Here is a 13,562-nt window from a genome sequence, read left to right as displayed (position 1 = left end):
CGGTGGCCCCCGATCGGTGCTGCGATCGATTCGGTGCTGCAATCGACTCAGGCTGCAATCGATGCGACGCTGCCCGGCGACGCGGACCTCGGCGATGCGGGGAAGCGACCGCGGACAGCAAGCACCCATCACCCTAGCAGAGGGCGAGAGAGCAGCCATTCCACCCTACGCAGGGCCGCAACCACCGTCAAACACCCTCAGCAGGGCGGACACCGGACCGCTCCGGCGACCGAAGCGGCGGTTTTCGCTGATGTTGCCAAGGGCCACCGCGCGTCGGCGGTTGATGGCGCGCCGACAACGCTGTTACCGTGCCCGATTGCGGTCAGCGTCGAAACGTCCGGTCGTCGCTGGCGGGCAAGACCGGACAAGGCAGTGAATCGTTCGGCACGGTGAACCCGCTTCAGCGCCCGTTCAGGCAGGGGGCAGGTCCGACCCGCGTCCGGCGGGTGGCCACAATCGGTACGTACACAGGCTGTGGATAACTTGTGGACGAGAACCGGTCGGCCGCCCAGGTGGGTGTCGTCCCACCCGCGCGAACAGCGACGGGTCAGGGAGGGCCGACCGGAGTAGGCGGCGGCGTCGTCGGAGCAGAGGCGAGGGGGTGGCACGACGGTGACCGGCACGACCGACCTTGCCGCGGTGTGGACGGCGACGACCGACGAGCTCGCCGACGAGATCATTTCCGCGCAGCAGCGGGCCTACCTGCGGCTGACCCGGCTGCGCGCCATCGTCGAGGACACCGCGTTGCTCTCCGTTCCGGACGCCTTCACCCGGGACGTGATCGAGTCCCGGCTGCGCCCGGCGATCACCGAGGCGCTCACCCGCCGGCTGGGCCGGCCGATCCAGGTCGCGGTGACCGTACGGCTGCCCGACGACGGCTCCGGCCGGCCGGCCGGCACCGTCTACCGCAGCGCCCCGGAGCCCGGGCCGGCCGACCACGACGGCGGGCCGCTCGACTTCGCCGACGCGCCGGTGGGCTTCGACGGGATAGTCGGGCAGCGGGGCGGCCCGGGCCACGACACCGGGCAGCCACCCCTCATCCCCGAGCAGGCGCACCCCCAGCGGCGGCCCGACCCGTCCTCCCCGACGCCGGGCGACGGCGGGCACCGCCCGGGTCCGGGCGACCGGGACGGGCAGGAGGCGCTCTTCAGCACGGCCTTCGCCGAGCCGTCCCGGCCTGACCGGTCCGCTCCGGCCCGGGGCGCCGGGGAGCGACGGGGCTACGAGGAGCAGGCCGCCCAGTTGGATCCGCCGACGGCCGACGCCCGTGGGTACGAGCCGCGCTACCGCGAGGACGCCGTCTCCCCCCGGGACCAGCACGTAATCCGCGCGCTGCCCCGTGACACCGGCACCGACAACGGGCCCGGCCGGAGTGGCGCGGATCACCGCCCCGGCGTCCGGGAGGACCGCCGGCTGCCCGGCGCCGACACGGGCGGCAACCGGCTCAACCCGAAGTACATGTTCGAGACGTTCGTGATCGGCTCTTCCAACCGCTTCGCCCACGCGGCGAGCGTCGCGGTGGCCGAGTCGCCGGCCAAGGCGTACAACCCGCTGTTCATCTACGGCAGCTCGGGGCTGGGCAAGACGCATCTGCTGCACGCCATCGGGCACTACGCCACGACGCTCGGCAACGCGCGCTCGGTCCGGTACGTCTCGACCGAGGAGTTCACCAACGACTTCATCAACTCGCTCCGGGACGACAAGACCAGCGCGTTCCAGCGGCGCTACCGCGACGTCGACATCCTGCTGATCGACGACATCCAGTTCCTGGAGAACCGCGAGCGCACCCAGGAGGAGTTCTTCCACACGTTCAACACCCTGCACAACGCGAACAAGCAGATCGTCATCACCTCCGACCGGTCGCCGAAGCAGCTCGCGACCCTGGAGGACCGGCTGCGTACCCGCTTCGAGTGGGGGCTGCTCGCGGACATCCAGCCGCCGGACCTGGAGACCCGGATCGCGATCCTCCAGAAGAAGGCGGCGCAGGAGCGCCTGTACGCGCCGCCGGACGTGCTGGAGTTCATCGCCTCGCGGGTGTCGAACTCGATCCGGGAGTTGGAGGGCGCCCTGATCCGGGTGACCGCGTTCGCCAGCCTGACCCGCTCGACGGTCGAGTTGTCGCTGGCGGAGGAGGTGCTGCGGGACTTCATCCCGGACGGCGCCGGGCCGGAGATCACCGCCGACCAGATCATGGTCTCCACCGCCGACTACTTCGGGGTCAGCCTGGAGGACCTGCGTGGCCATTCCCGATCCCGGGTGCTGGTGAACGCCCGTCAGGTGGCCATGTACCTGTGCCGGGAGCTGACGGACCTCTCGCTGCCCCGGATCGGGCAGGCGTTCGGTGGCCGGGACCACACCACCGTCATGCATGCCGACCGCAAGATCCGCCAGCAGATGGCCGAACGCCGGTCGCTCTACAACCAGATCGCCGAGCTGACCAACCGGATCAAGCAGAACACCTGAGACGTGCCCCACCCCATCCGTACGGCGGACGGGGACGGACCCGACGCGCCCGGCCGGACCACCGGCCGGGCGCTTTTTCGTCTTCCACAGCGGGCCACGGCTTGACCCTCGACATGGTGGAGACCACAACATCAGGGCCGTGTCCGTTCGCCGCTCGGATCGTTGTCCACAGCTCGTTGTCCACTGCCTGTGGACAACTACCGTCCGCCCACCTCGCGGTTACCCACAGGTTGTGGACAAACCCTGGGGACGACCCTGTGGACGCCTGGGGACAACCGGTCCGTTGTCCACCGAAGACGGTCCGCCTGTGGGGATCCTGTTGAAGGTTCTGGGGACAACGGCGTCCACACCCTTTCCCGCTATCCACAGGACTGGGGAGAAAGTCGGTGGATTACCGGTGGACAACCGGTGGACAACGGTGGACAACCTGGGGACGCCGGCCGCCTGTGGACCGCCAGGCGGGTTATACCCCTGGTTCTCCACAGGTAAACCACCGGTGGATAACGTGCCTGAGCTGCGCAGACGCAGGTTCTCCACAGTTTGCACAGGTGCGATGAAGATGACGAGTTATCTCTTCTAAGAGAACAAAAACCAATCATCACCGTTGGACTTCCTGTGGATCGGGCCGTGCACCGCCGTCGGCGGTCGCCCCGGCACCTGGATCCACGGGGTCGGGCGCACGGCCGATGCTCACGCGCCATAAGGTGCGATGGGTACCCGCACGGACAGGCGGGTCGGTAGGCAGCGGTCGGCATGAGAGAGTTGTCGCTGACGTCGACGCGGAGGCATTGATGAAGTTCCGAGTGGAGCGAGACGCGCTCGCCGAGGCCGTGGCCTGGACCGCGAAGAGCCTGCCCAACCGGCCGTCCGTACCGGTGCTCGCCGGCGTGATGCTGCGCGTCACCGACGGCAACCTGCAGGTTTCCGGATTCGACTACGAGGTCTCCAGCCAGGTCACCGTCGAGGTGCAGGGCGACGCCGACGGTGCCGCTCTGGTCTCCGGTCGGCTGCTGGCCGAGATCACCAAGGCGCTGCCCGCCAAACCGGTGGACATCGCCGCCGTCGGCGCCCACCTCGAACTCGTCTGTGGCAGCGCCCGGTTCACCCTGCCCACCATGCCGGTCGAGGACTACCCGTCCCTGCCGGAGATGCCGGAGAGCGCCGGCACGGTCGACGCCGCCGCCTTCGCCGGTGCGGTCGCCCAGGTCGCCGTGGCCGCCGGCCGCGACGAGACGCTGCCGATGATGACCGGCGTACGCATCGAGCTCTCCGGCGGCACGCTGGCCATGCTCGCCACCGACCGCTACCGGCTGGCCCTGCGCGAGATGCAGTGGAACCCGGACGACCCCGAGGTGAGCTTCAACGCCCTCGTGCCGGCCCGGACCCTGCACGACACCGCCAAGGCGCTCGGCCCGATCGGCGGGCAGGTCACCATGGCGCTCTCCCAGGGCAAGACCGGCGAGGGAATGATCGGCTTCGCCGGTGGCACCCGGCGCACCACCAGCCGGCTACTCGACGGGGCGAACTACCCGCCGGTGCGTTCGCTCTTCCCGGCCAGCCACAACGCCGAGGCGCGGGTGCCCGTCAGCACCCTGATCGAGGTCGTCAAGCGGGTCGCCCTGGTGGCCGAGCGGACGACCCCGGTGCTGCTCAGCTTCAGCGCCGACGGCCTGGTGGTCGAGGCCGGCGGCACCGAGGAGGCGCGGGCCAGCGAGGCCATGGAGGCCACCTTCACGGGCGACCCGCTGACCATCGGCTTCAACCCCCAGTACCTGATCGACGGCCTGACCAACCTGGGGGCCCAGTTCGCCGTGCTCTCGTTCGTCGACGCCTTCAAGCCCGCGGTGATTTCGCCCGCGGGCGAGGATGGCGAGGTCATCCCCGGGTACCGGTACCTCATCATGCCGATCCGCGTCTCCCGCTGATCGCATCCCGCAGGACCCCGACGCACGGAGGTAGGAACACATGCAGCTCGGCCTGGTAGGGCTCGGCCGGATGGGCGGCAACATGCGCGAGCGGTTGCGCGCCGCCGGGCACGAGGTGGTCGGCTTCGACCACAACGCGGAGCTGAGCGATGTCGCGACCCTGGCGGAGCTCGCGGAGAAGCTGGAGTCGCCGCGTGCGGTCTGGGTCATGGTCCCCGCCGGTGTCACCGACGCGACCATCGACGAGCTCGCCGGATTCCTCGGCGAGGGCGACATCGTCATCGACGGTGGCAACTCGCGGTTCAGCGACGACGGGCCCCGCGCCGAGCGGCTGAACGCCCGCGGCATCGGATACCTCGACGCCGGCGTCTCCGGCGGCGTCTGGGGCCGGCAGAACGGCTACGCGCTGATGGTCGGCGGCGCCCAGGAGCACGTCGACCGGCTCATGCCGATCTTCGATTCGTTGAAGCCGGCGGGCGAGTTCGGGTTCGTGCACGCCGGGCCGGTCGGCGCCGGGCACTACGCCAAGATGGTGCACAACGGCATCGAGTACGGCCTGATGCACGCCTACGCCGAGGGCTACGAGCTGCTGGCCGCCTCCGAGCTGGTCACCAACGTGCCGGGGGTGTTCAAGTCCTGGCGCGAGGGCACCGTGGTCCGCTCCTGGCTGCTCGACCTGCTGGACCGGGCCCTCGACGAGGACCCGGAGCTGGCCGAGCTGAGCGGCTACACGGAGGACACGGGCGAGGGCCGCTGGACGGTCGACGAGGCGGTCCGGCTGGCCGTGCCGTTGAACGTGATCACCGCCTCGCTCTTCGCGCGCTTCGCCTCCCGCCAGGACGACTCGCCGGCCATGAAGGCCGTCGCCGCGCTGCGCCAGCAGTTCGGCGGGCACGCCGTCCACAAGCGCTGACCGGAATCCACAGGCCTGTGTACGTCCGCCGGCTCGAACTGGTCGACTTCCGCTCGTACGAGCGGGTCGGCGTGGATCTGGAGCCGGGGGCCAACGTCCTGATCGGCGCCAACGGCGTCGGCAAGACGAACCTGGTCGAGGCGCTGGGCTACGTGGCGACCCTGGATTCGCACCGGGTCGCCACGGACGCCCCCCTCGTCCGGATGGGCGCGTCCTCGGCGGTGATCCGCTGCGCGGTGGTGCACGACGGTCGCGAGCTGCTGGTCGAGCTGGAGATCGTTCCGGGCAAGGCCAACCGGGCCCGGCTCGGCCGGTCACCGGCCCGCCGGCCGCGGGACGTGCTCGGCGCACTCCGGCTCGTGCTGTTCGCCCCGGAGGATCTGGAACTCGTCCGGGGCGACCCGGCCGAGCGCCGCCGTTACCTCGACGACCTGCTGGTGAGCCGCCAGCCCCGGTACGCCGGGGTGCGGGCCGACTACGAGCGGGTGGTCAAGCAGCGCAACGCCCTGCTGCGCACCGCGTACCTGGCCCGCAAGACGGGCGGGTCGCGGGGCGGGGACCTGTCGACCCTGGCCGTCTGGGACACCCACCTGGCCCGACACGGTGCGGAACTGCTCGCGGGCCGGCTGGAACTGGTGGCCGCGCTGGGCCCGCACGTGACGAAGGCGTACGACGCCGTGGCCGCCGGCCGCGGGGCCGCCGGGATCGCCTACCGGCCGTCGGTGGAGCTGGCGGAGCCCACCACCGACCGGGAGGCGCTGACGGCGGCGCTGGCCGCCGCGCTCGCCGACTCCCGCTCCGCCGAGGTCGAGCGGGGCACGACGCTGGTCGGCCCGCACCGCGACGAGCTGACGCTGACCCTGGGCCCGCTGCCCGCCAAGGGGTACGCCAGCCACGGCGAGTCCTGGTCGTACGCCCTGGCCCTGCGGCTGGCCGGCTACGACCTGCTCCGGTCCGACGGCATCGAGCCGGTGCTGGTGCTCGACGACGTCTTCGCGGAGCTGGACGCCGGCCGGCGGGAACGGCTCGCGGAGCTGGTGGGTGGCGCGAGCCAGCTGCTGGTGACCTGCGCCGTCGCCGAGGACGTGCCGGCGTCGCTGCGTGGTGCCCGGTACGCCGTCAGCGAGGGGACGGTGGAACGTGTCGGATGAGCGGCTTCCGCCGGCCCGCCTCGGCCCCGGCCGTGGTGGCGGTGGGACGGCCGGCGGGAATTCCGGCGGCGCGCCGGACGGTGGCGCGGCGGGTTCCGGTGGCGCGAGCGGGCCGGAGCTGGCCCGGGCGGTGCTGGACGCGGCGAAGGCCCGCCGGGAGGCGGCGGCGCGGACGCGGCGGCGTACCACCGGCGGCGGGGGCGGCGAGGGCGGTCAGGAGCGGCGGCTGCGCGGCTACTCCGGCTCCGGGCCGGACCCGCGTGATCCGCAGCCGCTCGGCGCGGTGCTCAACCGGCTCGTCAAGGCGCGCGGCTGGCAGCAGCCGGCGGCCGAGGCGACGGTGTTCGGCGCCTGGGAGCGGGTGGTCGGCCCGGAGGTGGCCCAGCACAGCCGGCCGGTGAAGCTGGAGAACGGCGAGCTGACCGTGGAGGCCCGCTCGACCGCGTGGGCGACCCAGCTCCGGCTGCTGGCCGGTTCGCTGCTCCAGCAGATCGCCCGTGAGGTCGGCCACAACGTGGTGCGCAAGCTGCACATCCACGGCCCTGCCGCGCCGTCCTGGTCGAAGGGCCCCCGGCGGGTCCGTGGCCGGGGCCCCCGGGACACCTACGGCTGACCGGCAGCCGGGCGCGCACCGGGCCGGCGGATCGCGTCAGCGACCGTCGTGCCGGGCCTCCCGCTCGGCGCGTTTGCGTTCCCGCTGCTCGCGGCTCCATTGCTTACGCCGCTCCAGGTCCTGCTTCCACGCCTCCCGGGCCTGGCTCGAACCGCCCTGCACCGCGCCCTGCACCTCCGGCGGGCCCGCCAGGCGCCGGAAGGCCCAGGCCATCAGGCGCCCACCCTCGCCAGGGGCCTTCGGGGTCGGCTTGTCCTCGGTCATCGCCTGGCCTCTCCGGTACGGCAGGGAACGTTTTGCATGCCAATAATTGGTACACCAATCGTTGGTAGGATCGCAACGACGACGAGGAGGTCCACCCGTGCCCGACCAGCTCGACGGGGATCCCCTGGCGCTGGAGCAACAGGTGTGCTTCGCGCTCTCGGTCGCGGCCCGTGGCGTGGTCGCCGTCTACCGGCCACTGCTGGAGCCGATGGGGCTGACCCACCCGCAGTATCTGGTCATGCTCGCGCTCTGGCAGCACGCGCCGCTGTCCGTACGCGACCTCAGCCGCCTGCTCCAGCTCGACCCGGGCACACTGTCACCCCTGCTCAAGCGGCTGGAGGCGACCGGCTACGTCCGGCGCGAGCGCGACCCGGCCGACGAGCGGAGCCTCGCGGTGACCCTGACGCCCGCAGGTGAGGCCCTGCGGGCGCGCGCCGAGCAGATCCCGCCCACGATCGTCGAACGACTCGGCCTGCCGGTCGACGACCTGCGCCACCTGCACACCGTGCTGACCGAGGTCATCGCGGCCGCCAGCCGCGCCGGTGCGGCCGGCGGGGGGCGCCGGGGCGGTCAGGCGTCGGCGTAGACGGCGAAGCCGCGGTCGGCACAGCGCCGGTAGAAGGCGGCCAGGACGGCCAGCTCGGCGCAGGTGAAGTTCCACTGCGGCGGTTCGCCGCTCTCGTCGCGCAGCGCGTCCAGCCGGCTGTCGAGCCAGCGCAACTGCTGCTCCGCCAGGCGGCCGTCGGCGAGCAGCGCCCGCAGCACCTCGCTCACCGAGTCGAAGGTCACCGCCTCGCCGTGCGCCCGGTGGCCCGCCACGAACCGCTCGATGCCACCGGCGACCCAGGCGCAGCCGTCGGGGTCGATCACCGGGTCCTCGTCCTCGGCGGCGGCATCCGTGGCGTAGAGCACTCCTTCGAGGCCGAGCAGCAGATCCACCAGCTCGGTGTACGCGGTCGCCCGTACGGTGCCGGTCTTGGCGATCAGCTCGGCGAGCGCCGCGGTGGGTGCGGAGATGCTCGGCACGTCGACGATGTCGCCGAAGTCGACGAACTCGGCCGGCGCGACCGGATCGTAGAAGCGGCCGGTCCGCGGCCACTGCACCGCGACGTTGTCCAGCCCCATCTGGCGTCACCTCTTAATGAGCACGGATAGTTTCGATCGGGTCGATCGTCCGGTTCCGGCCGGAAAAGATCAAGGCCGGGTCGACGGCGTGGCGGGGAGGACGCCTCCGGCGCTCCGACCGGCACCGATCGTCGGGCGGCGCCGGCCCCCTATGGCCCCCTCGCGTGTAGGGGGAGTCGCGGGCGGCGCGGTTCGGCCGGCTACGTCGGTCTCAGCCGCTTCGCAGGGGTGCCGAGTGGCGGTTCTGTCGTCCGCGCACAGTAAGATTGACGCTGAGACGAAGACCCGGTGCGGAGCGACGAGACACGGGCCCGGAGCAGGGCCCGCGATCATTGTCCATGTCGGGTCTAGCCGATCGCGATCCGCGGGCAACCGCGGCGACCGGCGCGTTCGATCCGTACCCCGGAATTGTCCCCGGTGCCGGTCCGCGCGTCGACGTCGCGTCCTGTCCGCCGAACCCGCGCCCGACGCGCCACCAGGTGCGGACGGCGCGAGAAAGTGGCCGAGGGTGGCAGCGCAGGACAAGCAGGAGTACGGCGCCGGGTCGATCACCGTCCTCGAAGGGCTGGAAGCGGTCCGGAAGCGCCCCGGTATGTACATCGGGTCGACCGGTGAACGCGGTCTGCACCACCTGGTGTGGGAGGTCGTCGACAACGCCGTGGACGAGGCGCTGGCCGGCCACTGCGACACCATCGACGTGGTGCTGCTCGCCGACGGTGGGGTCCGGGTCACCGACAACGGCCGGGGCTTCCCGGTCGACCTGCACCCCAAGCTGAAGAAGCCGGGTGTCGAGGTGGCGCTGACCGTTCTGCACGCGGGCGGCAAGTTCGACGGCAAGGCGTACGCCGTCTCCGGCGGTCTGCACGGCGTCGGTGTCTCCGTGGTGAACGCCCTCTCCACCAAGATGGCGGTGGAGATCCACAAGGACGGCTTCGTCTGGCGGCAGCAGTACCACAACTCCAAGCCGACCCCGCTGGAGAAGGGCGAGCCGACCGACCAGACCGGCTCCGCGGTCGCCTTCTGGCCCGACGCGGACGTGTTCGAGACGGTCGACTTCGACTTCCAGACCATCTACCGGCGGATCCAGGAGATGGCCTTCCTCAACCGGGGCCTCACCATCCACCTGCTCGACGAGCGGGTCCCGGAGGGCGAGGAGGGCAAGCCGCGCGAGGTGACCTTCTGCTACAAGGGCGGCATCGCCGACTTCGTCCGGCACCTCAACGCCTCGAAGAGCCCGATCCACAAGACGGTGGTCGAGTTCGGCGCCGAGGAGGAGGGCATGTCGGTCGAGATCGCCATGCAGTGGAACGAGTCGTACGGCGAGTCGGTCTACACCTTCGCCAACACGATCAACACCCACGAGGGCGGCACCCACGAGGAGGGCTTCCGGGCCGCGCTGACCAGCGTCGTCAACCGCTACGGCGCCGACAAGAAGCTGCTCAAGGGCGACGAGAAGCTCTCCGGCGAGGACATCCGCGAGGGCCTGGCCGCGATCATCTCGGTGAAGCTGGCCAACCCGCAGTTCGAGGGCCAGACGAAGACCAAGCTCGGCAACACCCCGGTGAAGAGCTTCGTGCAGCGGGTCTGCAACGAGTGGCTGGTCGACTGGTTCGACCGCAACCCGGCCGAGGCGAAGGTCATCATCCAGAAGGCGTCCCAGGCGGCCCGCGCCCGGATCGCCGCGCAGCAGGCCCGCAAGCTGGCCCGCCGCAAGTCACTGCTGGAGTCCGGCTCGATGCCGGGCAAGCTGGCCGACTGCCAGTCCACCGACCCGCGCGAGTCCGAGGTCTTCATCGTCGAGGGCGACTCGGCCGGCGGCTCGGCCAAGCAGGGCCGCGACCCACGGACCCAGGCGATCCTGCCGATCCGGGGCAAGATCCTCAACGTGGAGAAGGCCCGGATCGACCGGGTGCTCAAGAACAACGAGGTCCAGGCCCTGATCACGGCTCTGGGCACCGGCATCCACGACGACTTCGACATCGAGAAGCTGCGCTACCACAAGATCGTTCTGATGGCCGACGCCGACGTCGACGGCCAGCACATCCAGACCCTGCTGCTCACGCTGCTCTTCCGCTTCATGCGTCCGCTGGTCGAGCTGGGGCACGTCTACCTGGCCGCCCCGCCGCTCTACAAGATCAAGTGGAACAAGAAGGGCGACGACGCGCAGTACGCGTACTCGGACCGCGAGCGGGATGGCCTGATCGCGCTGCGTCAGCAGAAGAAGCCCAACGCGAAGCCGGACGACATCCAGCGGTTCAAGGGTCTCGGCGAGATGAACTACCCCGAACTGTGGGACACCACGATGAACCCGGCGACGCGTACGCTGCGTCAGGTCACGCTCGACGACGCGGCCACCGCCGACGAGTTGTTCAGCGTGCTGATGGGTGAGGACGTCGAGGCGCGCCGCTCGTTCATCCAGCGCAACGCCAAGGACGTCCGGTTCCTGGACATCTGACGGGCCTCGGCGGGCCCGCCGGTAATCCACCGGCCGGCCCGCCGATCCACAGAGTTATCCACAGCACGGCCGGTTTCCACAGCCGTTATCCACAGCACGAAAACGACTCTGAGTCTGATAAGGGTTAACAGTGACCGATATCCCCGAGTCCACACCGAACGAGCCCGAGGCTCCCGAGGTCGCCGCTGCCGTCGTCGCGCACGACCGCATCGAACCGGTCGGGCTCGAGGTGGAGATGCAGCGCTCCTACCTCGACTACGCGATGAGCGTCATCGTCGGGCGGGCGCTGCCGGACGTCCGGGACGGGCTCAAGCCGGTCCACCGCAAGATCCTCTACGCCATGTTCGACTCCGGCTACCGCCCGGACCGGGGCTACGTGAAGTGCTCCCGGGTGGTCGGCGACGTGATGGGTCAGTTCCACCCGCACGGCGACTCGGCGATCTACGACGCGCTGGTCCGGATGGCGCAGCCCTGGTCGCTGCGCTACCCGCTGGTCGACGGCAACGGCAACTTCGGCTCGCCGGGCAACGACCCGGCTGCCGCCATGCGCTACACCGAGTGCAAGCTGGACCCGCTGGCCATGGAGATGCTGCGGGACATCGACGAGGACACCGTCGACCTCCAGGACAACTACGACGGCCGGGCCAAGGAGCCCACCATCCTGCCGTCGCGGATTCCGAACCTCCTGGTCAACGGCTCCGAGGGCATCGCGGTCGGCATGGCCACCAAGATCCCGCCGCACAACCTGCGCGAGATCGGCGCGGCGGTGCAGTGGTGCCTGGAGCACCCGGAGGAGGACGAGGCCACCACCCTCGACGCGCTGCTGGAGATCGTCAAGGGGCCGGACTTCCCCACCCACGGCCTGATCGTGGGCACGCAGGCGATCCAGGACGCGTACCGCACCGGGCGGGGGTCGATCCGGATGCGCGCCGTGGTGGAGGTCGAGGAGGACAAGCGGGGCCGCCCCTGCCTGGTCGTCAGCGAGCTGCCCTACCAGGTGAACCCGGACAACCTGGCCGAGCGGATCGCCGAGCTGATCAAGGAGGGCAAGCTCGGCGGCATCGCCGACATCCGGGACGAGTCCTCCGGGCGTACCGGCATGCGGATCGTGCTCGTGCTCAAGCGCGACGCGGTCGCCAAGGTGGTGCTGAACAACCTCTACAAGCACACCCAGCTCCAGGAGACCTTCGGCGCCAACATGCTGGCGCTGGTCGACGGGGTGCCGCGCACGCTCAACCTGGCCCAGTTCATCCGTTACTACGTCGAGCACCAGATCGACGTGATCCGCCGGCGTACGGCGTTCCGGCTGCGCAAGGCGGAGGAGCGGGCGCACATCCTGCGCGGCCTGTCCAAGGCGCTGGACGCCCTCGACGACGTGATCGCCCTGATCCGGCGCTCGCCCACGGTGGAGGACGCCCGTCAGGGCCTGATCCGGCTGCTGGAGATCGACGAGATCCAGGCGACCGCGATCCTCGACATGCAGCTGCGCCGGCTCGCCGCGCTGGAGCGCCAGCGGATCCTCGACGACCTGGCCAAGCTGGAGCTGGAGATCGCCGACCTCAAGGACATCCTCGCCAAGCCCGAGCGGCAGCGGAAGATCGTCTCCGAGGAGCTGGGCGAGATCGTCGCCAAGTGGGGTGACGAGCGGCGGACCAAGATCGTGCCGTTCGAGGGCGAGGTCTCCATGGAGGACCTCATCGCCCGCGAGGACGTGGTCGTCACGATCACCCGTACGGGCTACGCCAAGCGGACCAAGGTCGATCTCTACCGCTCCCAGCGGCGCGGCGGCAAGGGCGTCAGTGGGGCCACGCTGCGGCAGGACGACATCGTCAGCCACTTCTTCGTCTGCTCGACGCACGACTGGATGCTGTTCTTCACCAACAAGGGGCGTGTCTACCGGGCCAAGGCGTACGAACTGCCCGAGGCCAGTAGGGTGGCGAAGGGCCAACACGTGGCGAACCTGCTCGCGTTCCAGCCCGACGAGCAGATCGCCCAGATCATCGAGATCCCGAACTACCAGGTGGCCCCCTACCTGGTACTTGCCACGAAGAACGGCCTGGTGAAGAAGACTCGGCTCGAGGAGTTCGACTCCCCGCGGTCCGGCGGCATCATCGCGATCAACCTGCGCGACGAGGACGAGCTGGTCGGGGCGGCGCTTGTCGCCCCCGAGGAGGATCTGCTGCTGGTGTCGAAGAACGCGCAGGCGATCCGGTTCAACGCCAGCGACGAGGCGCTGCGCCCGATGGGCCGGGCCACCTCGGGCGTGATCGGCATGCGGTTCAGCGAGGAGGACGTCCTGCTGGCGATGGAGGTCGTCCGTGAGGGTCTGGACGTCCTGGTCGCCACGAACGGGGGATACGCGAAACGTACCCCGATCGAGGAATACCCCGTGCAGGGCAGGGGAGGTAAGGGCGTGCTGACTGCGAAGATTACCGAGCGGCGCGGTGGTCTGGTTGGCGCGGTGGTGATCGACCCGGACGACGAACTGTTCGCGATCACCAGCAACGGTGGTGTCATCCGGACTCCGGTGAAGCCTGTACGCCGTACACGTGACCGGAACACAATGGGGGTCAAGCTGATGGACCTTCCGGATGGCGTGACTATCGTGGCGATTGCTCGCAATGCCGACGAGCCTGACGAACAGGACTAGTTG

General features: G+C 70.3%; 10 protein-coding genes. 8 read left to right on the top strand and 2 right to left on the bottom strand.

Going from position 1 to position 13,562, the window contains the following annotated elements; translation table 11 throughout:
- Window positions 1-612 precede the first annotated feature (612 nt).
- The 5 genes from dnaA (at window position 613) to ABZ809_RS02105 (ending at window position 7,065) form a co-directional block, all read left to right on the top strand.
- Window positions 613-2,463 (top strand): chromosomal replication initiator protein DnaA, encoded by a 1,851-nt coding sequence (gene dnaA, locus ABZ809_RS02125; protein ID WP_357560470.1) that lies wholly within the window; start codon window positions 613-615, stop codon window positions 2,461-2,463.
- Between the two features lie 791 nt (window positions 2,464-3,254).
- Window positions 3,255-4,388: a DNA polymerase III subunit beta gene (gene dnaN / locus ABZ809_RS02120; protein WP_357560469.1), complete on the top strand. Its 1,134-nt coding sequence runs from the start codon at window positions 3,255-3,257 to the stop codon at window positions 4,386-4,388.
- A 40-nt stretch (window positions 4,389-4,428) separates the two neighbouring features.
- A complete protein-coding gene (gnd, locus tag ABZ809_RS02115) occupies window positions 4,429-5,301 on the top strand; it encodes a phosphogluconate dehydrogenase (NAD(+)-dependent, decarboxylating) (RefSeq protein WP_357560468.1) in 873 nt (290 codons plus the stop codon).
- 17 nt (window positions 5,302-5,318) lie between these two features.
- The gene (gene recF, locus ABZ809_RS02110; protein ID WP_357560467.1) at window positions 5,319-6,452 is read left to right on the top strand and encodes a DNA replication/repair protein RecF; all 1,134 of its coding nucleotides are present in this window, start codon (window positions 5,319-5,321) and stop codon (window positions 6,450-6,452) included.
- Entirely contained in the window at window positions 6,442-7,065 is a 624-nt protein-coding gene (locus tag ABZ809_RS02105) for a DciA family protein (protein ID WP_357560466.1), read from the top strand. Before recF ends, ABZ809_RS02105 begins: the two co-directional genes overlap by 11 nt.
- 36 nt (window positions 7,066-7,101) lie before the next feature.
- Here the strand turns inward: ABZ809_RS02105 and ABZ809_RS02100 are convergent, their stop codons facing one another.
- Window positions 7,102-7,329, bottom strand: coding sequence for a hypothetical protein (locus ABZ809_RS02100; RefSeq protein ID WP_357560465.1), 228 nt, complete (start codon window positions 7,327-7,329; stop codon window positions 7,102-7,104).
- Between the two features lie 97 nt (window positions 7,330-7,426).
- Between ABZ809_RS02100 and ABZ809_RS02095 the strand changes: the two genes are divergently transcribed.
- The gene (locus tag ABZ809_RS02095) at window positions 7,427-7,915 is read left to right on the top strand and encodes a MarR family transcriptional regulator (protein WP_357560464.1); all 489 of its coding nucleotides are present in this window, start codon (window positions 7,427-7,429) and stop codon (window positions 7,913-7,915) included.
- On the opposite strand, the gene ABZ809_RS02090 is transcribed toward ABZ809_RS02095, so the two are convergent.
- Complete coding sequence (locus ABZ809_RS02090) at window positions 7,900-8,454, bottom strand: hypothetical protein (protein ID WP_357560463.1); 555 nt, start codon at window positions 8,452-8,454, stop codon at window positions 7,900-7,902. The two genes, ABZ809_RS02095 and ABZ809_RS02090, sit on opposite strands and share 16 nt — an antisense overlap.
- A gap of 508 nt (window positions 8,455-8,962) precedes the next feature.
- Here ABZ809_RS02090 and gyrB point away from each other — a divergent pair.
- Window positions 8,963-10,909: a DNA topoisomerase (ATP-hydrolyzing) subunit B gene (gene gyrB / locus ABZ809_RS02085; protein ID WP_357560462.1), complete on the top strand. Its 1,947-nt coding sequence runs from the start codon at window positions 8,963-8,965 to the stop codon at window positions 10,907-10,909.
- 130 nt (window positions 10,910-11,039) lie between these two features.
- Window positions 11,040-13,559: a DNA gyrase subunit A gene (gene gyrA, locus ABZ809_RS02080; protein ID WP_357560461.1), complete on the top strand. Its 2,520-nt coding sequence runs from the start codon at window positions 11,040-11,042 to the stop codon at window positions 13,557-13,559.
- Window positions 13,560-13,562: the final 3 nt, after the last annotated feature.

Source organism: Micromonospora sp. NPDC047074 (assembly GCF_040643815.1).
GTDB lineage: Bacteria > Actinomycetota > Actinomycetes > Mycobacteriales > Micromonosporaceae > Micromonospora.
The sequence above is the reverse complement of the archived record's forward strand: the minus strand, read 5'-3'. Positions and strand labels throughout refer to the sequence as shown.

Excerpts from the sequence above, each read along its gene's own strand:
- dnaN (WP_357560469.1), top strand. The coding sequence starts at position 3,255 with ATGAAGTTCCGAGTGGAGCGAGACGCGCTCGCCGAGGCCGTGGCCTGG.
- gnd (WP_357560468.1), top strand. The coding sequence starts at position 4,429 with ATGCAGCTCGGCCTGGTAGGGCTCGGCCGGATGGGCGGCAACATGCGC.
- ABZ809_RS02100 (WP_357560465.1), bottom strand. The coding sequence starts at position 7,329 with ATGACCGAGGACAAGCCGACCCCGAAGGCCCCTGGCGAGGGTGGGCGC.
- ABZ809_RS02090 (WP_357560463.1), bottom strand. The coding sequence starts at position 8,454 with ATGGGGCTGGACAACGTCGCGGTGCAGTGGCCGCGGACCGGCCGCTTC.